The following is a 19,859-nucleotide window of genomic DNA, read 5'->3' on the forward strand; positions in this document are numbered from 1 at the left end:
AAGGAAGGATATGGGAACAGCTACATATGTAAAAATTTGTTGTCCACGGTGTGGAGAAAAAGACTTAAATATTATAGGAGATCGGGATATAGGAGGTGCTGTAGCAAGCGGAATGGGTGTTTCTGTGTTTGCTGGTACGAAAGCTGGAGTATTAGCCGGAGCGAGTGGCTTACAACAGAAGACATATTGGATCTGTAAAAAATGTGGAAGAAAATTTAGAAATCCAGATGAACTTATGGCAGAGATAGAAGCATACCAAAAACGGGCTAAAGGATTTAAAATTGTAGGAATAATAATGTCAGTATTGATGCTGGTAGCGGCGGCAGGAATGCTCATTAATGGAATCGGAATCATGGCATTGTTTTTCTTGATTCTGGATGCACCATTTATTTTATGTATGCGGGTATCTGCATACCAAGTTCAGAGCCGAAAACAAGAGCTGAACGAAATTATGGAAGGGATGCAAAGAATGTGGCAATCTGGATCCAAATAAAATAGTGTTCGTGATAAAAATTTCAAAATGTGGAGGGAAATAAATGCTTTGCAAAAAATGCGGAACAGAAAATCCAGATGGGGCAAAATATTGCAGTAAATGTGGAAAAGCGCTAAATGAAAAGTCACCTGCAAAAAAAAACAGAGAAAAGGGTATTGTATTAGCATTGTGTGTGATTGTAGCAGTCGTACTTCTTGTTTATACACTTGGGGGAAGAAGCTACAAAAAGACAATAGATACATTTGTAACGTCGCAGTTTGCGGTAGATGCACAATCTATTGTAGAATTGCTTCCGGAAAAGGTAGTAGATAAAGCATTAGAGGAGACAGGATATAGCAAAACAGAGTTGGTAGATGAGGCGAATGATTCTCTCAAGAAACAAGTGGATTCCTTGGATCAATCGCTGGGAGATGACTGGAAACTGTCTTATAAAATGACAAATGTTGAAGATGTGACAGATGATGACCTGGATGATTTAAAAAGCAATTATGAAGATATAAACGTAAAAGTATCTGCAGCTAAAACTGTAGAGGTTGAGTTTACTTTGAAAGGAGATGAAACAGAAGTAAGCAATTCTCTGGAAATATCTGTAATAAAAGTAGATCGTTCTTGGTATTTAGATCTGTATACAATGGGAAACCTGTTTTAGAAGAAAAATCAGATGAAAAAAGGACTCTGTATGTTTTATACGGGGTCCTTTTTTGAAAGGAGCACAAATGGAAAAGAAAATGAGGAATATTTTGATCGCGTTGATAATAGGGTTTCAAGTATTTCCGATTACGGTATATGGAAAAGGGAAAGATGCTTTTCTGGCATATCAGGAAGCAATGCAGAAAACAGTCGTGTCAGGAAACTGGAAAGAAGAACTGGATATGGATGCAGATATGACAATTATCCAGGGAAAAGCAAAAACGAAAACGAAAGTTACATTGGATGCAGTTACAGAGGTATCTGGTTATGATGAGAATGACAGTTCTGCAGTTCAAATGACAGGCTCTGCCAGTATGGCTGTACTTGGACAAAAATATATATGGAATATGACGTATCGAGATGGGACGGCTCATTATGAATATAAGGAACCAGTAAGCAAAACGGTAGATGTTGAGATGAATCCAAATTATTTTCAGTTCTCTTCATTAACGCAGAATATGATGAAAAAGAGTAAAATTTCTGGAAATGAGATTACCTTTACAATTCCGGCAGAGAAAGCGAATGAGATAGGAGTAGCCGCTGCTCAGATGGTAGAGGGAGTAGAAAATTTAAAATACAGCGATATAGAAACAAAAATAACCATAGATAAAACAACAGGAAAGATTGATGAAATTCTTATGGACTTTCAGGCATCTATGCAGTATCAGGGATATGATGCGGATATGCAGTATACAGTAAAATATAAATTTTTAAGTCTCGATCAGGGTGGAGCAGAGGAAACGGAACAGCAGAAGAATGAGGAGGAAAGCACACCAGAAGATGGATTAGCGGTTTATTCAGATTATACCAGTCTGAGTATTTGTAAAGATAATATCATTACGTTAAGTGCTGGAATTTTCAACAATGGAGAACTGATGGATGATGTTTCCGGAATTACATTTTGGGTAGATGATTCATCAGTTCTTGAACTAAAAAAAACAGGTGTGGCAGATAAACGACGTTATACAGAATGGAAAGGAATTCAGACGGGAACGGCACATGTGTTTTTTCAAGACACAAATACAGGGTATATGAGTGAGATTCCAGTTACAGTGTATAAAGACCATGAGTATTCCTATACGGTAAATGCTGTGCCTGTACAATATATTGAAAAAGAATATGCTACCAATATTTATAATATGAATGGTTTATATATTGACAATTATGCATATGAAATAAATAAAGATAATAGGACAGCAAGTGTATCGTTTGATGTATACAACAGCAGTTACATATATGGAAGTGTAGAGACGTATGATGAAAATGGACGTTTAAAAGATGTGATTTTGATTAAAAAGATGAGTTCCAGTAATACGAGTATGAAAGGTGCATTGTGGGATAACACAAGTGGATTGATTTCTGATTTGAAAGATGGAACAATAGGAAGTTATCGACAGAAAAGTGGATTTTCAAAAAAGACGTCAGTCAAGATAGAAATACCAAAAGATGGGTATATTAAAATCAGCAATGATCCACAGGATTCGGCAGTGGTCAATATTATAAATTCAGCGGATCTCCTGATTGGCATTGGCAAACTGGCAAAGACGATCAAAAATTTTGATGTGGACAGTGAAGTATTTAGCAAAGCATTGACTAAAAAACTTCTGGAAAGTAAAACATTTGTGACTTTAATTGAAGATGGAAGCGAGCTTCCGCAAAATTTATGTAAAGGTGTTTCAGATAAAGTATTTTTTTCGACAGAATCGTTGGGTTCATTTAGCGAAACCATTATAAAAAATTTAAATGAATTTGATTTGATGGAGGTCATTGAGGATACAGCTAACGATTTCGGTGTGAGTATTGGCGAAAAAATATTTCATTTTGTATCTGGTCCTGCAGGAAAAGCTTTAGATGCAATATTTGTTATGGGAAAAGTTGAAAATGAATTTTTGCAGCATATGAATTTTATCAGGTCGCAGGGCGTGGGTTCTGTTTATATTCAAAATCAAAAAGGATTTCGGGCATCGCAGCAGATCAGGGTGGAGAGCAAAAATGGATTTTCAGATGAAACATCGTTGAGCGTTTTTAAAGTGGAGTTGGATTTTGAAAAATTGGAGGAACTAAAGAAAACAAATTTAGCGGCTTACAATGCGATTAAAGATCGAACATCTTACACATACAATATTTCACTTATGGAAAGCGGAGAAGAAATACAGCCAGAACAAAATGTGCAGGTATATATTCCAATTCCAGAAAAAATGAAGCTTTTTGCCTATCTTGGAAAAACAAAAATTTACAGGGTGGAAGCGGATGGATCCTTAACAGAAATGGATGTGAAAATAAAAAATGGAGAATTTACATTTGAAACATCACATTTTAGCGTTTATACATTGATAGAGGAGAGTCTAAGAAAAGAGATTATGTTAGTAATATTAAGCATTTTAGTTTTTGCTGGAATATTAGTATATTTGAGGAAAAGAAAAAAATAAATTGTAGGGCATTGTGTAACAAAAAAAGAATGTATTAAATCAAGTATAAAAAAGCAAATAAAGGTCATATCCAGTTATGGTGTAGAATTACGAAAACAAAATATTCCGATCAGCCAGACACTGGAGATTCACTGTTCCGCAGTTGCTGATTCGTCTTATATCGAAACTGACGATGCACAAGGAGGAACCAATATTGTCCTTGATGTTGCAAATCAGCCGGTGAAACATCAAAATAAGATGTTGGTAATTACTTTAGGAATTGGGATTCTGGCAATTGTTGTTATAGCTATTTTAGCAATTAAAAGGAAACAAAGAAAGTGAAAGGAAAGACCGGATGAAACATATCTAAAAACTAAAAGCTTGTAATGAAGAAACAGGTGCTATCTGAGAAAAAGAGATAGCACCTGTTTCTTCGTTATCCACAGCAGCCCGGAATCAGAAATCCGATGTAGCTGATGAGAAACAGTACAAGCCAGACTGCTCCCGGCAGGAGTGTCAGATGGCAGGAGGCGCGTTTCCACTCACCGGGAAGCTTTGCAGTGAGTGAAGAATAGCCGTCATCGATCCAGACCATCAGCGGGACGAGCGCCGGCATCAGGTAGCGGCCCTGCGACTGGTAGTCGCTGAAATACGTGTTGTACATGTCCATGAACAGCGTGATCAGGCAGGCGAGGAACAGCATCACAAAGAGGAGAAGCTGCGGCTTTTTGCGGAACCAGTGCGGAACCATGCCGAGGAACAAAAACACTAGGAATCCGAATGCCATCAGGGCGCCGTACAGCAGATAAAGCACCATCGGGAGATGAACGGTCATGTAGGAGAACGAGCCGATGAAGCTGCTGACGGTCGAGAACAGCCAGTTGGAAGTGCGGCCCTCCGGGGTTTGTAAATACGTCTGCTTAAAGCTCCAGCCTTCGGATGCCGGTGTCTGCCGGTTTTCCGGTTTGTACTCCTCAGTGGCATACAGCGATGCGGATTCCTTTGTGGTGCGCATGCCGAGCAAGTCTCCGTCGTGGATGACGGCATTGCGGATGAAGAACCAGCCGCCGATCAGGAAGGCGATAGCGAAAACAGCCAGCGCTTTGACAAAAATTTCTTTTGCCGGTTTCCGGAAATGAATCATCAGCGCGAAGAACAGCAGAATGCTGCACAGCAGGTACGCGTAGGCGTTATAGTACGACAGCGCGCAGAGTCCGCAGCCTGCTCCCAGGCCGATACAGTCTTTTTTGCAGAATGCGCTTTTCATGCCGCGAATCCAGAAATAGATGATCAGTGCGACCGTGAAAACGGCGAACGAGTCGTTGTTCACATAGCAGGAGAGGAACACGAACTGCGGCAGAAATCCGACGAAAATACCGCCAAGCAGTGCCGATTCGCGGCGTTCAAAGAGCTCTTCTCCGATCAGAAAGACAACGATCAGTGTGCCGGTGCCGGAAAGGACGCTGGTGAGGCGGGCGGCAGTTAAAAGAGCCGCTGCACTTTTCGTAAACAGCGATGTAATGGCCATAAACACGGAGCTGATGATCGCGGTCAGATACGGATACAGCGCATAGGAGAATCCCCACAGCGGATGGCGCACCGATTCTTCCATGCCGTTCGGCAGTGTGTGGTGTGAGACGATGTATTCCGGAATCAGCATCCGCATCGCCTCATCGGGGGCGTGTTCGGTTTTCAGGAAAATCGAGGTGCCAAAAGAGATGCAGAAAAAGCCGAAAATCAGCATATACTTGGCCCAGTAGTAGTCTTTTTTATTCATAGAGTCTCCTAAAATCTCCAGTCCCGGACGGGAAAAAGTCCGGCGTAATATTTTGCGGCGGAACAAAAATGGAAAAGCGTCCGTCCGCGGATACGTTATAGTATACATGATTCTTATGGTAAAAGAAATTGATTTTTCGTCGAAAAACAAACAAACTGCTCCATGGCTTCACTGTTTTTTCACAAATTTTCCAGCAAATTATCACATTTTCAGAATAAGATAAAGTGTCTTTAGAAAATGAGAGCATCTCCGGCTCTTTCACCCCCAAGGGCGGGCCGGAACTGCTTTAAGAAACAAGGAGGAAGGAACATTGATAGAGGTTAAAAATCTGGTGAAACGCTATGGCGACCACGTAGCTGTCAACAACCTGAGTTTTACCGTAGAAGAAGGCCAGATCTATGGTTTTCTTGGCCCAAACGGTGCCGGAAAATCAACGACCATGAACATCATCACCGGCTATCTGGCATCTACGGAGGGCGAGGTGCTGATCAACGGCCACAATATCCTGGAGGAGCCGGAGGAGGCAAAGAAATGCATCGGCTATCTGCCGGAGCTGCCGCCGGTCTACACGGACATGACCGTTCTGGAATATCTGAAATTCGTGGCGGAATTAAAGAAAATTCCAAAGGATCAGAGAAAGAAACAGATTCTTGAGGTCATGAATCTGGTGAAGATCACCGATATGCAGAACCGTCTGATCAAGAACCTGTCGAAAGGATACCGTCAGAGAGTCGGACTGGCACAGGCGGTGCTCGGTTATCCGCCGATCATCATTCTCGACGAGCCGACCGTAGGTCTGGACCCGAAGCAGATCATTGAGATCCGCGATCTGATTAAATCACTGGGCAAAAAACATACCGTTATCTTAAGTTCCCATATCCTTTCCGAGGTCAGCGCCGTCTGCGATTACGTCATGATTATCGCAAAGGGACAGCTCGTTGCGAGTGATACCCCGGAAAACTTAAGTAAACTGATGCTTGGATCAAACACGGTTACATGTACCGTTCACGGAACGAGAAAGCAGCTGGTTCCGGCGCTTAATGCGCTCGATGCAAAAGAGATCCAATATGAAAATACGCCGAATGAGGAGCAGATTAAGGTAAAAATTACCACGGAAAAGGATAAGGATATCCGCGAGGAGCTGTTCTATGCACTGGCAAAGGCCAACTGCCCGATCCTCGAGCTGACTTCCTCCTCGATGTCTCTGGAAGACGTCTTCCTGGAGCTGACCGATGATTCCGGAAAGGCTGCAAGAAAGCTGAAAAAAGCAGAGAAAGAACAGCTGAAACAAAAAGAATGTGAAAAAGAATGTGAACCAGAAGCAGACAAAACGGCTGTCGGGGAAACGTCTGAAGAAAAAAGCACAGATGCAGCGGAATCAGCCGCTGAAACAAAACAGGAGGAGGGAGACGCACAATGACGGCGATTTATAAAAAAGAGTTAAAAAGCTATCTGACAAGCATGATCGGATATCTGTTTATGGCGTTTACTCTGGCGCTGTTCGGCCTGTATTTTACGGCCATCAACCTGCAGCAGGGTTACCCGGAGATCGGATACGCGCTGCAGAATTCCGCATTTATTCTGCTGATCGCAGTACCGGTTCTGACAATGCGTGTCCTGTCGGAGGAGCAGAAAAATAAGACGGATCAGCTGCTCCTTACCGCACCGGTAAAAATTTCCGATATTATCCTTGGAAAATATCTGGCACTTCTCACCATTTATGTGATTCCAGTGCTGATTATGTGCCTGTATCCGCTGCTTCTTGGAACCCACGGAACAGTTTCCTACGCTGTATCCTACACTTCGATCCTTGGCTATTTCCTGCTGGGAGCAGCCTATATTTCGGTCGGTGTGTTCGTTTCCTCCATCACCGAGAGCCAGGTCATCGCAGCCGTTGTCGGCTTTGTGATCCTGTTCCTGTGCTACGTGGAGAGCGGTATCGCAAACTTCTTCCCGGAAGGAGCCGGAAGCTCTTTCTTTGCTTTCTTTATCATCATTGCACTGGTATGCCTCTGGATCGGCAGTATGATTAAAAACCCGATCATTACAGGTGTGATTGCCGTGATCGGCGAAGGCGCGCTGACGGCAGTTTACTTTACAAAATCCACCCTTCTCGAGGGCAAAATCCAGGATCTGCTCGGTGTATTCAACATGGCAGGCCATATGGATAACTTTGTGAACGGTATTCTGGACATTGGCGGTGTTGTTTACTACCTGTCCGTCATTGCAATCTGCACTTTCCTTGCAATGCAGTCCCTGCAGAAGAAACGCTGGAATTAGGAGGTGGAGACGATGAGCAGCGAAAAGAAAGAAAAGAAACAGCATAAAATGAATTTTAATATTAAAGAAAAGCTGAAAAAGACGTTCTCCAAAGAACATCTGAAGGAAGTGTTTACCGGCGAGGAGCAGAAAAAGCATCTGAAACAGGGCTCTTATTCTTCGATTATGACGGTGATTGTTCTGGCTGTGATTGTGGTTATTAACCTGATTGTGGCGCAGATTCCGACCAGCAAAACACAGATTGACCTGAGTACGCAGAAAATGTATTCCATTACAGATGAGACGAAAACGGCATTAAAGGATCTCGATCAAGACGTTACCCTGTATTATATTGTGCAGAAGGGCAGTGAGGATGACACCATCGAGAAGCTGCTGGAGCACTACGATGAGCTTTCTGACCATATCAAAGTAGAGACAAAAGACCCGGATCTGTATCCGAAATTTACGAGTCAGTATACCGATCAGACGGTAGCTGCAAACAGTGTAATTGTCGTATGCGGCGATAAGAGCAAGGTGGTCAGCAACAGTGATATGTGGGAGACTTCCACAAACTATCAGACCTATCAGACACAGACAACCGGCTTTGACGGCGAGGGTCAGATTACCAGCGCCATCACGTATGTGACGAGTGAAAACAACCCGAAGGTTTACTGGGTAACCGGCCACGGCGAGGCTTCCGAGAGTGATCTCTCTACAAACTTTAGTGATGCCATTAACAAAAACAATGTGGAAATCAGTGATCTTGCCCTGATGACAGACGATATCCCGGAGGATGCCGAGGAGCTTGTGATCATGTCCCCGACCACCGATTTCTCCGAGGATGAGGCAAATAAAGTCATTACCTACCTGGAAAACGGCGGAAAGCTTCTGATGTTCACCAGCTATACCGGAACGGATATGCCGAATCTGGATTCCATTCTGGAAAATTACGGCGTGAAACGCTCCAGCGGAATTGTTGTGGAGACCGATTCCCAGCATTATTATCCGCAGATGCCGTATTATCTGCTGCCGAACATTCAGAGTGATGACATTACAACCGAAGTAAAGAGTAATTACATTCTGATGCCGGTTGCACAGGCAATTCAGAAGCTCGATTCTTATCGTGATACCATTACGATCAAGAGCCTTCTGACGACCACCGAGGACGCTTATATTGAAAATGACCCAGAGAACAGCACCTGGTCGAAGAGCGCGGACAGTGAGACGGGCGCATTTGACCTTGGCGTTTCCATCACAGAGACCGTAGATGATAAAGAGACACAGATTATTTATTTCTCGAGTGCATCGATGCTGAGCAGCCAGATTGACCAGGCAATCAGCGGTGCGAACTCGAAGCTTGCAGCGACTGCACTGACCTCCATGTGTGATGTGGAGCAGACCGTCGTTATTCCAAGCAAGAGCACAAGCTATACAAACCTGGTATTTACCCAGGGGGCAGTTAACACCTGGTCTATTATTACCATTGCGGGAATTCCGCTGGTACTTGTTGTGATTGGCGTGATGATCTGGATGAAGAGGAGAAAACAGTGATGAAGAAAAAAGGAAAGATGGCGGCCTGCCTGATCCTTTTGGTACTGCTTCTTGCCGTACTGGTGGTGCTGACGAAGAAAAACAGCACCGCCGATGCGGACAGCGGCAGTTCGAATTCTGGTGCAGACGCCGAAAAAGTGGTTGATTTTTCAAAAGATGATGTAACAGCGCTTTCGTTCCAGATCAACGGAGAGACGGTGTCCTTTACGAAAACAGCAGGAGACGATGATACCGATATCTGGACATACGATCAGGAGGATGGATTCCCACTGGATGAGGGCAAGATAACGAACGTTTTAAGCTCTCTTAGCAGCATGACAGCAGAAAGAGTCATTGAAGGCGATGAAATCGATTCTATGGCCGATTTTGGGCTCGAGACGCCGTCTCAGGAGGTTGTAGTGACTGCGGGAGACGAGAAAACGACGATTCATGTCGGAGATAAGAACAGCTCGAGCAGATACTATATTTATCTGAACGATGATACGAGTAAGGTTTATCTGGTAAGCACATCGCTTGGAACGATGTTCCCGTCCGATATGATGGAGTGGGCGACAACGGAATCCATGCCATCTGTGACGGCGGAAAACATTACAAAGCTGCAGGTGGAGGGTGAGAACGGATATACGCTGACAAAAGAAGTAAGCGCTGCTGATTCGGCACTCCAGACGGATGAATGGCAGGTTGTGGACGCAGATGGAGCGGCACATGGCGGTGATGCGGATTCGATCGGCACCATGACAAGTGCAGTGGCATCTCTTAGCTTTGGAGATCTTGTTACGTACAACGCATCGGATCTTTCCCAGTACGGACTGGATCAGCCAAAGACGACGATTCGCGTGCATTACACGGAAGAGCAGGAGGTTGAGGCTGACGATACAACAACGGCAGATACTTCTTCGGATTCCACAACAGATTCTGCATCAAGCGACAGCACTGCAACGAGCTCTTCTTCCGAAACGACAACCGTTACGGTGGAGAAAGATCTGGTATTGTATGTCGGCAATGCAAATGAGGACGGCGGTTCTTATTACGTGAAGCTGGACGGCTCGAATGAAGTTCATCTGATGACGGCTTCGAACGTTGAAAGCTTCACCGGAAAGAAGGCATCTGATTTCTGGAACATGTATATCGGCATGGAAAATGTATCGGATCTGACGAGCCTTGATATTACGTATAACGGCGAGACGAAGACGTATGTACGCCATGTGGAGGAGAAAAAGGATGACGACAGCGATTCCACAACACAGGAAATCAGTTACACCTGCGGCGATGAAACGATTGATAAATCAACGTTTACCACCTTCTATTCTTCACTCATTGGCCTGAAGGCACAGACGAAGGATGAAAGCCTCGTGCAGGCCAAGGATGCCGAGTTTACCGCAGTCTTCCATATGACAGACGGCGACCTGACATTTGCTTACAGCCCGTATGATTCGAGCTTCTATTACACGGTAGATGAGGACGGAGTTCCGTCACTCGTGAATAAAAATAACGTGAAGACCATGCTGGAAAATTACGAGACACTGCTTGCGGCAAAGACGGAGGATGACAGTTCTTCGGATACGGCGGAGTAAAGAGTCATTAAAGGCTGGTTAAAATTGAAAACGGAGGATTTACTGACATGGAAATATCAGTAAATCCTCCGCTTTTTTTGTCTCATTTTTTCGCTCGCGGCCGGGAGCAGAAGGGGGTATTACTGTACCGGTGCGAAGAAGATCTGGATCTGGTCTAAGAGGGCCTGCGGGGCCTCCATCTGTGGCATGTGCTTTGTTTTCGGCAGGATCTGGGTTTCGATGGAGGTGTTGAGCGCTGTGTACAGCGCAAAGGTTTCTGCGATGCCCGGCTCTTCCTCGCCGCCGATGAGGAAGATGCTGTTGTCAATGTGCTTTAAGGCGTGGCCGATGTTGAGGTTCACGTAATTGCCCGCAAGGCTTGCAAAAAGGTACTTTCCGGCGCTGCTCTGGAGGTGGGCTGACTCATAGAATGCGTCTACGTCCTCCGGCGAGCGGTGGAACGGGTTGTGGTAGTAGCTCTCGGTGAATAAAAGCTCGATGTTGGATCGGCCGGTGAGCGTGTGGTACAGCAGCGTTCCGACGAGCGGGAGCTCGATCATGCGTTTCAGGAAGCGGCTGCGTTTATCCGGGATTTTGTTGAGCTTGGCAAGGTCGGTCGGGTTGATCATCATGATTCGGCCGAAGCATTTCGGGGCTGTATTGCAGGCGGTTACAACGAAAGAGCCGGATAAACCGGATGCAATTACGTCGGTTGGACATCCGATGACCTGTTTGATGAAGGTGACGATGAGCTGTACGTATAAAAAGTTCGTGTACGTGATCGCCGGCTTGTCGGAACGGCCGCAGCCGAGGAGATCGAGTGTGTAGACGGTGTGATCCTGGGCAAGAGCATCCTCAATATACTGCCATTCGCGGCCGCTGGAGGCACAATGTAAGTCATGAAGTAAGAGCATCGGGGTTCCGGTGCCTTTTTTTGTGTAAAAAATATCGCCGAACTGCCAGGAAAAGCTCTCTTTTTCAGCCGATGCGAGCAGGTTTTTCCGTACGGCGGCGGTATCGAGCGTTTTATTCAGAAAGTAAATCGCTGCGCCGGACATCGTGGTGAGGACACTCAAGGTGACCAGTTTTTTGCTGTGTTTCATATGATAAAACTCCTTTCAGGGGTCTCCCGGAGGGGAGGAATCGGTTCAAAACGTTGTGTTGAGCTTATTATAAGCGAAAAAAGGGAAAGATACAATGCAAAAATTAAGGGAAAAATGAGAAAAAGAGACGAAAATAAGGCGCAATTCGGCGAAAAGCGTAGACAATTCTAGGAAAACTACATTATGTCAACTACTGGCGAATGGCATATTTAAATGGTTTACATAACTGTAAAAAACAGAGAAAAAATGATGCAATAATACACATAAAAGCATGAAAACGGCACTATGGGATAAAATCCTTCCAGATTGGCAAAAATCCCTGAAAAAATGGCCTCAAAATGCGTTTAGTAAATGGTTTGGAAAATCCGAAAAAACGAATGTAAAAGTTCAATTCATACGAAAATATAAAAATATAATTAAATAATTTAATAAAAGAGAGAAAGCAGAGACGAAAAACTGCGTGAAACACGCAAAAATACAGGAAAAATGTAGAAAAGACGGGAAAATCAAAAAAAGAATAGAAAATACGATTGTTTTAAAAATAAGAGAGGTGAAAAATGAGAGTGATTTTCGGAAAGTCGGGAAGCAAATCGCTTCTCATTGATCGCCGAAGACCGAAAATCGTAAAAACGATGTTTCACGTGAAACATTTTGAGAGACGTGAAACGTGAAAAATGAGACGGGGAGAGTGACATAAGTAGAACGAAAAAATAAAGGACGATCTAAAAAAAATGGCAAAAAGAGGGTGTAAAACGATGGAAGAGGCGGAAAAAGCAAAAAAAGATAAAAATGAGTTGAGAAAAGGCAAAAAACTACTGAAAAGGGGAAAATGTAGTATAGACATGGGCGAAAAGAATAAAAACGGGAGGGAGAGGCAGTGAAAGGCGAGAAAATGGTGTGAAATGGCGATGAGGGATAAAAAACGGAGAGAAGGAATAAAAAATGTTGATAAAAGAGAAAAAGTGAGATCGTTTACAAAAAAAGAGAAAGGTAAGCCAGAAAGATGGAAAAGAGGATAAAAGACGTGGCAGCGAGAGAAAAATATTAAAACCATAAAAACAGAAAAATTATAGTGAAATCAAATAAATCGATAAAAAACAGAAAATGTGCAGCTTGGCCTGTAAAATGAAAAAAATCAAAGAAAAACCGCCCAAAAAGAGAAAAACTGGAGAAAAAATAAAAAAGAGGATGCCTCACGGATTATGCCTCTTACTGATGAAAATAAAGAGAAAAATGCTGAAAATTTGAAAAAAGCGAGGAAGAACGATGAAAAAACAGAGCCCTGGTGAATAAAAATACATTTTATATACAAAAGAGACATTTACGATCACCGAACAACCATAAACAGTTTTGATTCCTGATCTATGTATCAATAATATCCTGATAAGTTGATTTTTTCTTCCTAATCACCTGAGATTTCCTTGAAAAAGAGCATCACACGATTAAAATAACGTTTCCAGTATATTTGTACCTCAAAAACGTCAAAAATTAAAATGTTTCACGTGAAACATTTTATAAAAACTGTGTGAAACAGAAAAAAAATGTTCTGACATCGCAGAATTACTTGGAAACCATCAAAAAATGCAAAATCATCGCTGAAAAAATTCCAAAAAGCCTTTAAACAGCGTAAAAACCGAGAAAAATCATTGTAAAACAGTGCTTTTCAAAATGTTTCACGTGAAACATCGCCAAAAATCTCCAATTTTCTTATGCTTCACACCGTCTAATCATGCAAAAATGCAGAAAATGTTTCACGTGAAACATTTCCAGTAGTAAAATCCGGCGTAGTATGATAAAATATCTTTGTCCCAAATTGGGGCAATTTTGAGATAGAATCTGAAGAATTCCTCAGATAGACTGGCATAGAAAAGGAGATTTTTCCTATATATATGCCAAAACACCTGCCGCATGAATCATTTTTTTGAAAGAAGTGCCGGCAGGTCATTTCCTGTAAAAAGGAAAAACTGCAAATGGAAAACAAAAAGATGAAAGGAGGCAATACATATTTTGGGAAGAACAATTGCAATTGCAAACCAGAAAGGCGGCGTAGGTAAATCTACCACCGCAATTAACCTTTCTTCCTGTTTAGGAGAAATGGGACAAAAAGTTCTGACCATTGATATGGACCCGCAGGGAAATACCACCAGCGGAATGGGAGTAGAGAAAAATGAAGTGGAAAATACCATCTATGAGCTGCTTCTTGGAGAGTCAAAACTGGAGGACTGCATCATTCCTCTGAATTTTGACAATCTTTCCCTTATCCCTTCCAATGTCAATCTGGCCGGAGCGGAGATCGAGCTGATCGGGGTGGAAGACAAAGAATTCATCCTGAAAAACGCAATTGATCAGGTCCGCGATCAGTACGACTTCATTATTATTGACTGTCCGCCATCCTTAAATATGCTGACAATCAACGCGATGACCACCGCGGACACCGTTCTGGTGCCGATTCAGTGTGAGTATTACGCACTGGAGGGCTTATCCCAGCTTATGCACACGATTGAGCTGGTGCAGGAGCGTCTGAATCCGGAACTGGAGATGGAAGGCGTTGTCTTTACCATGTACGATGCGAGAACGAATCTTTCTCTGCAGGTAGTAGAAAACGTAAAAGACAGCCTGGATCAGAATATCTACAAAACCATTATTCCGAGAAATGTCCGCCTTGCGGAGGCACCGAGCTACGGTATGCCGATCAACTATTACGACAAGCGGTCCACCGGTGCAGAGAGCTACCGTCTCCTGGCAGACGAAGTGATTCACAGGGGGGATGAAGAGTAATGGCAGCGAGAAGAGGAGGCTTAGGCAAGGGCCTGGATTCCCTGATTTCACCGGGACATTCGGCCAAAGCAGAAGCAAAAGAGAAACCGGCAAAACCGGAGGTCAAAGTAGTCGAGAAGGTTGTTGAAAAAGTTGTCGAAAAACCAGTCGAGATGAAACTGAAAATCTCCGAAATTGAACCGAACCGCGAACAGCCGCGAAAATCCTTTGACGAGGACGGCCTGATCGAACTTTCGGAATCCATCAAACAGTTCGGAGTTCTGCAGCCGATTTTGGTGCAGAAAAAAGATGATTATTATGAGATCATCGCAGGGGAACGGAGATGGAGGGCTGCAAAGCTTGCCGGAATCAAAGAAGTACCGGTCATCATCAAAGATTTTACCGAGCAGGAAGTTGTCGAGATTTCCCTGATTGAAAATATTCAGAGAGAATCCCTGAACCCGATTGAGGAGGCACACGCATACAAACGCCTGATGGAAGAGTTCCATCTCCGCCAGGATGAAATCGCAGAGCGCGTTTCCAAGAGCAGAACGGCGGTTACAAACTCGATGCGTCTCCTGAAACTGGACGACAGGGTACAGCAGATGGTTGTCGATGAAATGCTGACAACCGGTCATGTGCGTACGCTGCTGGCGCTGGAGAATAAAGAGCTCCAGTACAATACGGCAATGAAAATCTTCGATGAAAAGCTCAGTGTCCGTGAGACCGAGCGCCTGGTCAAAGAGATCCTGAATCCGAAGGTGAAGAAAGAAAAGAAAGTCAATCTGGAAGAGGAAGCCATCTACGAAGGTCTGGAAGAGAAAATTAAGAGCATCATTGGTACGAAGGTTTCCATTCACCGCGGGGCAAAGCACAAAGGAAAGATCGAGATCGAGTATTATTCCCAGGAAGAGCTCGAGAGAATCATGGATCTGTTTGAATCAATACAGTAAGAGGTAGAATAATGAGCGATTTATTTAGTAAGGTAGGAATTGACCTTGGCGTTGTTGTACTTCTTCTGATTGTACTGATTATCGTGATGATGATTATGACGGTCAGCATGTCGCTGCGTCTGAGCAGACTGAACCAGAAGTACAGAAGCTTTATGAAGGGAAAAGACGCCCAGTCACTCGAAAAGCTGTTTCATCAGCGGTTCAAGGAAATTGACAAACTGAACAAGCAGAATGAGCTGACGAAAAAAAATCTTGCGGATCTGAAAAAGATCCAGGGCATGACGCTGAACAAATACGGAATCGTAAAATATGATGCGTTTGACGATGTGGGCGGAAAGATGAGTTTTGCGCTGGCAATGCTCGACAAAGAAAACACAGGTTTTATCCTGAATGCAATCCACAGCCGTGACAACTGTTTTTTATATCTGAAAGAGATCGTAAAAGGCGAGTCCTATATCATGCTGAGCGCCGAGGAAATCGACGCGCTGCGCCAGGCAATTACGATGAATTCGATCGATCTGATGTAAAAGCGGACCGCAGAAAAACAGCATGAAAGAACGCTTGAAAAAATGCATATACTGTTATATGATGGTACTGGAACGCGCCAAACCCGCATAAATGCTGGAAAAACGGCAGTGGTTCCGGGCTGGAAAGAACAAAAAGAATCCCGCCAAAATGAGGGGATAAGATCTACTAGGAGGAAATTATGTTAGACATTAAGTTTTTAAGAGAAAACCCGGAAGTTGTAAAACAGAATATCCGAAATAAATTCCAGGATCAGAAACTGGAGCTGGTTGATAAAGTCATCGAGCTGGATAAAGAAAACCGTGACATCAAACAGGAAGTAGAAGCACTTCGTGCAAAAAGAAACAAAATCTCCAAACAGATCGGCGCACTGATGGGCCAGGGCAAGAGAGAAGAGGCTGAGGAAGTAAAGAAACAGGTAGCTGTTGACGGTTCCCGCATCGAGGCTCTTTCTGCAAGAGAAAAAGAAGTAGAAGAAGAAATCAAGAAGATCATGATGGTGATCCCGAACATCATCGATCCTTCCGTACCGATCGGAAAAGATGACAGCGAGAACGTAGAAGCAGAGCGCTTCGGCGAGCCGGTTGTACCGGATTTTGAAATCCCGTATCACACCGACATTATGGAGTCCTTCGACGGAATCGATCTGGACGCAGCAAGAGAAGTTGCAGGAAACGGATTCTATTATCTGATGGGCGACATTGCACGCCTCCACTCTGCCATCCTTTCTTATGCAAGAGATTTCATGATCGACCGAGGATTTACCTACTGCGTACCGCCTTTCATGATCCACGGCAACGTCGTAAACGGTGTTATGAGCTTCGCTGAGATGGAGTCCATGATGTACAAAATCGAGGGCGAGGATCTGTACCTGATCGGAACCAGCGAGCACTCCATGATCGGTAAATTCATCGACAGCATCATCCCGGAGGAGAAACTGCCTCTGACCCTGACCAGCTACTCTCCGTGCTTCCGTAAAGAAAAAGGAGCACACGGCATCGAGGAGCGTGGTGTTTATCGTATCCACCAGTTCGAGAAACAGGAGATGGTTGTTGTCTGCAAACCGGAAGACAGCATGATGTGGTATGACAAACTGTGGAAGAACACCGTAGACCTGTTCCGTTCCATGGATATCCCGGTTCGTACTCTGGAGTGCTGCTCCGGTGACCTGGCTGACCTGAAAGTAAAATCTGTCGATGTTGAGGCATGGTCTCCGCGTCAGAAGAAATACTTCGAGGTAGGAAGCTGCTCCAACCTTGGCGATGCACAGGCAAGACGTCTGAAAATCCGTGTCAACGGCGAGGACGGAAAGAAATACCTGGCACATACCCTGAACAACACCGTAGTTGCTCCGCCGCGTATGCTGATCGCATTCCTGGAGAACAACCTGAATGCAGACGGAACCGTAAGTATTCCGGAAGTTCTTCGTATGTACATGGGCGGAAAAGAGAAACTGGTTCCGAAACACTAATCGCATAAGAAATACAAAGGAATGAGAGGAGGTGTTCTTATGCACGCTTACCTGAAAACCATTGGATTTTCAAAGATCAAGACGACGAAGGAACTCCAGGAGATTCTTCGTGATGTAGTAGAAAACTACGACCGTAAAAAGATTGTGGAAACAGAAGAACACCACCTTTTTGCTGAATTTTCGAAAGAATATGCATATGACTGTGGTATCACGGTCTGTGGGGAAATTGATGAGAACAACCGTTTCCAGATGGAATATTATTATCCCTATTTCGAGGGCGGGCAGATCAGCTCCTACGAGGAGGTATCGGTGGAGCGCCACGTCGATAAGGAATCGTTTGCAGGCGCCTGCGACGATATGCGGCTTGGCATCACGATGATCTTTTATCTGACGCATGTAGCGGAATATCTTGAGATGAAACAGAAAAATGCGCTGCAGCCGCTTCCGCTCCCGCTTTCTGTCTCCGGTCTTGCAGCAGAAGGAACAATTCTGCTTCCGATCCAGAAAGACCCGGAACAGGTCGAGAAAGAGCGCCGCAGCACGCAGCAGAAGAATTCACTGATCTCGGCTGCCAGAAACGGGGATGAGGATGCGATGGAAAGTCTCACCATGGATGATATTGACACATATGCCATGATTTCCCAGCGTCTGACGAAGGAAGATGTCTTTTCTATTGTAGATAGCTTTTTTATGCCGAGCGGTCTCGAATGTGACCAGTACAGCGTGATGGGTGAAATTACGGAGATGAATACAACGAAGAACGCGGTAACGGGCGAGCGGGTGTATGAGCTCGGCCTCGTCTGCAACGATGTGCCGATAGACATCTGTATCAACGAAAAGGATTTATTTGGAGTACCGGAAGTGGGAAGACGTTTCAAAGGCCAGATCTGGCTGCAGGGAATGCTGGAACATCTGTAAGGGAAAAATAAAAAGAGCGAGGACGGAAAAAGAGAAAATTCAGTCCTCGTTCTTTTTTTGCAGATTTTTATAGCGATAAACGGATGTTTACTGGTTCTGCACCAGATTCAGATGCTTACGCACCCGCTCGATCAGCATTTCAAGCGCAACGGTGTTCTGTCCGCCCTCCGGGATGATCACGTCGGCACGGCGCTTGCTCGGCTCTACGAACTGCTCGTGCATCGGTTTTACGGTCGTCAGGTACTGCGTTACAACGCTGTCCAGAGAACGGCCGCGCTCTTTTACATCGCGCAGGATCCGGCGGAGAATCCGCACGTCCGCATCGGTATCGACAAAGACTTTGATGTCCATCAGATCGCAGAGATCCTTCTCAACGAAGAGGAGAATGCCCTTGAGCACGATAACCGGGGCAGGATGGACCAGAATCGTTTTATCCGAGCGGTTATGCATGGCATAATCGTAAACCGGCATCTCGATGGATTTTCCGGCTTTCAGTTCGAGAATGTGCTGGCATAACAGGTCGGTATCAAAGGCATCGGGATGATCGTAATTTAATTTGGCACGCTCCTCAAAAGGAATATCGTCATGGCGTTTGTAATAGTTGTCATGGCGCAGAATGCTCACTTCATCGCGTCCAAAACTTTCTACCAGCTTATCTGCCAGTGTCGTTTTTCCACTGCCGGTTCCTCCGGCAATTCCTATCAGTATCGTATCCATAAGAAACTCCTTTTTATCCGATGATAGCCAGTGTTGCGCTTGTTCCGAGACGGCTTGCGCCGGCATCTACCATAGCCTGTGCCTCGTCTGCGTTGTGGATTCCGCCGGAAGCTTTTACGCCCATATCCGGGCCTACGGTCTTTCTCATCAGGGCAACATCAGCCGCTTTTGCACCGCCGGTAGAAAATCCGGTGGAGGTTTTTACGAAGTCAGCGCCGGCTTCTTTTGCGAGCTCGCACGCTTTTACTTTCTCTTCATCGGTTAAAAGGCAGGTCTCGATGATGACTTTCAGAACGATGTCCTTGCCGCATACTTCTTTTAAGGTCTGGATATCGGAGCGTACGAAGTCGTATTTGCCGTCTTTGAGGGCTCCGACGTTGATGACCATATCAACCTCCTGTGCACCGTCTTCGATGGCCGCACGGGTCTCAAACGCTTTTACACGGGTATCGGACATGCCCAGAGGGAAGCCGACAACGGTGCAGACTTTGACGTCAGATCCTTTGAGCTTTTCAGCAACGAATTTGGTGTAGTACTGGTTGACGCAGACAGAAGCAAAATCATGTGCAAGTGCCTCGTCGCAGATCTTTGCAACCTGTGCTTCGGTTGCGTCTGCTTTTAAAATAGTGTGGTCAAATAATTTGGTGTTCAGCATAATTTTTTCCTTTCTTTGATGAAAAATAA

The 19,859-nt window shown here is 44.5% G+C and carries 17 protein-coding genes; 13 read left to right on the forward strand and 4 right to left on the reverse strand.

Going from position 1 to position 19,859, the window contains the following annotated elements; all coding sequences use genetic code 11:
* Positions 1–10 precede the first annotated feature (10 nt).
* From DWX00_RS18305 to DWX00_RS18315, 3 genes are all read left to right on the forward strand, one after another.
* Positions 11–493, forward strand: a complete 483-nt coding sequence (locus DWX00_RS18305; protein WP_118595958.1) for a hypothetical protein — start codon at positions 11–13, stop codon at positions 491–493.
* Between the two features lie 43 nt (positions 494–536).
* Positions 537–1,142 carry a zinc ribbon domain-containing protein gene (locus tag DWX00_RS18310; protein ID WP_118595959.1) on the forward strand — a complete coding sequence of 202 codons (606 nt, stop codon included), beginning with the start codon at positions 537–539 and terminating at the stop codon, positions 1,140–1,142.
* Positions 1,143–1,209: 67 nt separating this feature from the next.
* Complete coding sequence (locus DWX00_RS18315) at positions 1,210–3,612, forward strand: hypothetical protein (protein WP_118595960.1); 2,403 nt, start codon at positions 1,210–1,212, stop codon at positions 3,610–3,612.
* 415 nt (positions 3,613–4,027) lie between these two features.
* Here DWX00_RS18315 and DWX00_RS18320 read toward each other — a convergent pair whose 3' ends face one another.
* Complete coding sequence (locus DWX00_RS18320) at positions 4,028–5,368, reverse strand: glycosyltransferase family 39 protein (RefSeq protein WP_158578911.1); 1,341 nt, start codon at positions 5,366–5,368, stop codon at positions 4,028–4,030.
* A 310-nt stretch (positions 5,369–5,678) separates the two neighbouring features.
* Here DWX00_RS18320 and DWX00_RS18325 point away from each other — a divergent pair, with 310 nt between their 5' ends.
* Genes DWX00_RS18325 through DWX00_RS18340 form a run of 4 tightly spaced genes read left to right on the forward strand, consistent with a single transcriptional unit; the run spans position 5,679 to position 10,752 of the window.
* Positions 5,679–6,788, forward strand: coding sequence for an ABC transporter ATP-binding protein (locus DWX00_RS18325; protein WP_022462026.1), 1,110 nt, complete (start codon positions 5,679–5,681; stop codon positions 6,786–6,788).
* Positions 6,785–7,648, forward strand: a complete 864-nt coding sequence (locus tag DWX00_RS18330; protein ID WP_022462025.1) for an ABC transporter permease subunit — start codon at positions 6,785–6,787, stop codon at positions 7,646–7,648. Before DWX00_RS18325 ends, DWX00_RS18330 begins: the two co-directional genes overlap by 4 nt.
* 12 nt (positions 7,649–7,660) lie before the next feature.
* Positions 7,661–9,178 carry a GldG family protein gene (locus tag DWX00_RS18335; RefSeq protein ID WP_022462024.1) on the forward strand — a complete coding sequence of 506 codons (1,518 nt, stop codon included), beginning with the start codon at positions 7,661–7,663 and terminating at the stop codon, positions 9,176–9,178.
* Complete coding sequence (locus DWX00_RS18340) at positions 9,178–10,752, forward strand: DUF4340 domain-containing protein (RefSeq protein ID WP_118595962.1); 1,575 nt, start codon at positions 9,178–9,180, stop codon at positions 10,750–10,752. Before DWX00_RS18335 ends, DWX00_RS18340 begins: the two co-directional genes overlap by 1 nt.
* 119 nt (positions 10,753–10,871) lie before the next feature.
* Here the strand turns inward: DWX00_RS18340 and DWX00_RS18345 are convergent, their stop codons facing one another.
* Positions 10,872–11,834 (reverse strand): alpha/beta fold hydrolase, encoded by a 963-nt coding sequence (locus DWX00_RS18345; protein ID WP_118595963.1) that lies wholly within the window; start codon positions 11,832–11,834, stop codon positions 10,872–10,874.
* Positions 11,835–12,589: 755 nt separating this feature from the next.
* Here DWX00_RS18345 and DWX00_RS20330 point away from each other — a divergent pair.
* The 6 genes from DWX00_RS20330 to DWX00_RS18370 all read left to right on the forward strand — a co-directional run bounded on the left by DWX00_RS20330 (position 12,590) and on the right by DWX00_RS18370 (position 18,458).
* Positions 12,590–12,715 (forward strand): hypothetical protein, encoded by a 126-nt coding sequence (locus DWX00_RS20330; RefSeq protein WP_279220436.1) that lies wholly within the window; start codon positions 12,590–12,592, stop codon positions 12,713–12,715.
* A gap of 1,126 nt (positions 12,716–13,841) precedes the next feature.
* On the forward strand, positions 13,842–14,612 hold the full coding sequence (locus DWX00_RS18350) for a ParA family protein (protein WP_022461756.1): 771 nt from the start codon (positions 13,842–13,844) through the stop codon (positions 14,610–14,612).
* Entirely contained in the window at positions 14,612–15,544 is a 933-nt protein-coding gene (locus tag DWX00_RS18355; protein ID WP_022461755.1) for a ParB/RepB/Spo0J family partition protein, read from the forward strand. The genes DWX00_RS18350 and DWX00_RS18355 overlap by 1 nt, the downstream gene beginning before the upstream one ends.
* Before the next feature lie 11 nt (positions 15,545–15,555).
* A complete protein-coding gene (locus DWX00_RS18360) occupies positions 15,556–16,071 on the forward strand; it encodes a DUF4446 family protein (RefSeq protein WP_022461754.1) in 516 nt (171 codons plus the stop codon).
* A gap of 179 nt (positions 16,072–16,250) precedes the next feature.
* Entirely contained in the window at positions 16,251–17,540 is a 1,290-nt protein-coding gene (serS, locus tag DWX00_RS18365) for a serine--tRNA ligase (protein ID WP_022461753.1), read from the forward strand.
* A gap of 39 nt (positions 17,541–17,579) precedes the next feature.
* Positions 17,580–18,458: a DUF3881 family protein gene (locus tag DWX00_RS18370; protein WP_118595964.1), complete on the forward strand. Its 879-nt coding sequence runs from the start codon at positions 17,580–17,582 to the stop codon at positions 18,456–18,458.
* 87 nt (positions 18,459–18,545) lie between these two features.
* Here DWX00_RS18370 and udk read toward each other — a convergent pair whose 3' ends face one another.
* Together udk and deoC are read right to left on the reverse strand one after the other, a co-directional pair.
* Positions 18,546–19,175, reverse strand: a complete 630-nt coding sequence (udk, locus tag DWX00_RS18375; RefSeq protein WP_118595965.1) for a uridine kinase — start codon at positions 19,173–19,175, stop codon at positions 18,546–18,548.
* 13 nt (positions 19,176–19,188) lie between these two features.
* Positions 19,189–19,830: a deoxyribose-phosphate aldolase gene (deoC, locus tag DWX00_RS18380; protein ID WP_022461750.1), complete on the reverse strand. Its 642-nt coding sequence runs from the start codon at positions 19,828–19,830 to the stop codon at positions 19,189–19,191.
* Between the last annotated feature and the right edge of the window lie 29 nt (positions 19,831–19,859).

The organism is Blautia sp. AF17-9LB (assembly GCF_003479185.1).
GTDB classification, from domain to species: Bacteria; Bacillota; Clostridia; order Lachnospirales; family Lachnospiraceae; genus Fusicatenibacter; species Fusicatenibacter saccharivorans.

Bases quoted from the DNA above. Each gene is read 5' to 3' on its own strand.
- DWX00_RS18305 (WP_118595958.1), top strand. From the start codon at position 11: ATGGGAACAGCTACATATGTAAAAATTTGTTGTCCACGGTGTGGAGAA.
- DWX00_RS18310 (WP_118595959.1), top strand. From the start codon at position 537: ATGCTTTGCAAAAAATGCGGAACAGAAAATCCAGATGGGGCAAAATAT.
- DWX00_RS18315 (WP_118595960.1), top strand. From the start codon at position 1,210: ATGGAAAAGAAAATGAGGAATATTTTGATCGCGTTGATAATAGGGTTT.
- DWX00_RS18320 (WP_158578911.1), bottom strand. From the start codon at position 5,368: ATGAATAAAAAAGACTACTACTGGGCCAAGTATATGCTGATTTTCGGC.
- DWX00_RS18330 (WP_022462025.1), top strand. From the start codon at position 6,785: ATGACGGCGATTTATAAAAAAGAGTTAAAAAGCTATCTGACAAGCATG.
- DWX00_RS18335 (WP_022462024.1), top strand. From the start codon at position 7,661: ATGAGCAGCGAAAAGAAAGAAAAGAAACAGCATAAAATGAATTTTAAT.
- DWX00_RS18340 (WP_118595962.1), top strand. From the start codon at position 9,178: ATGAAGAAAAAAGGAAAGATGGCGGCCTGCCTGATCCTTTTGGTACTG.
- DWX00_RS18345 (WP_118595963.1), bottom strand. From the start codon at position 11,834: ATGAAACACAGCAAAAAACTGGTCACCTTGAGTGTCCTCACCACGATG.
- DWX00_RS20330 (WP_279220436.1), top strand. From the start codon at position 12,590: ATGGAAGAGGCGGAAAAAGCAAAAAAAGATAAAAATGAGTTGAGAAAA.
- DWX00_RS18355 (WP_022461755.1), top strand. From the start codon at position 14,612: ATGGCAGCGAGAAGAGGAGGCTTAGGCAAGGGCCTGGATTCCCTGATT.
- DWX00_RS18360 (WP_022461754.1), top strand. From the start codon at position 15,556: ATGAGCGATTTATTTAGTAAGGTAGGAATTGACCTTGGCGTTGTTGTA.
- serS (WP_022461753.1), top strand. From the start codon at position 16,251: ATGTTAGACATTAAGTTTTTAAGAGAAAACCCGGAAGTTGTAAAACAG.
- DWX00_RS18370 (WP_118595964.1), top strand. From the start codon at position 17,580: ATGCACGCTTACCTGAAAACCATTGGATTTTCAAAGATCAAGACGACG.
- udk (WP_118595965.1), bottom strand. From the start codon at position 19,175: ATGGATACGATACTGATAGGAATTGCCGGAGGAACCGGCAGTGGAAAA.
- deoC (WP_022461750.1), bottom strand. From the start codon at position 19,830: ATGCTGAACACCAAATTATTTGACCACACTATTTTAAAAGCAGACGCA.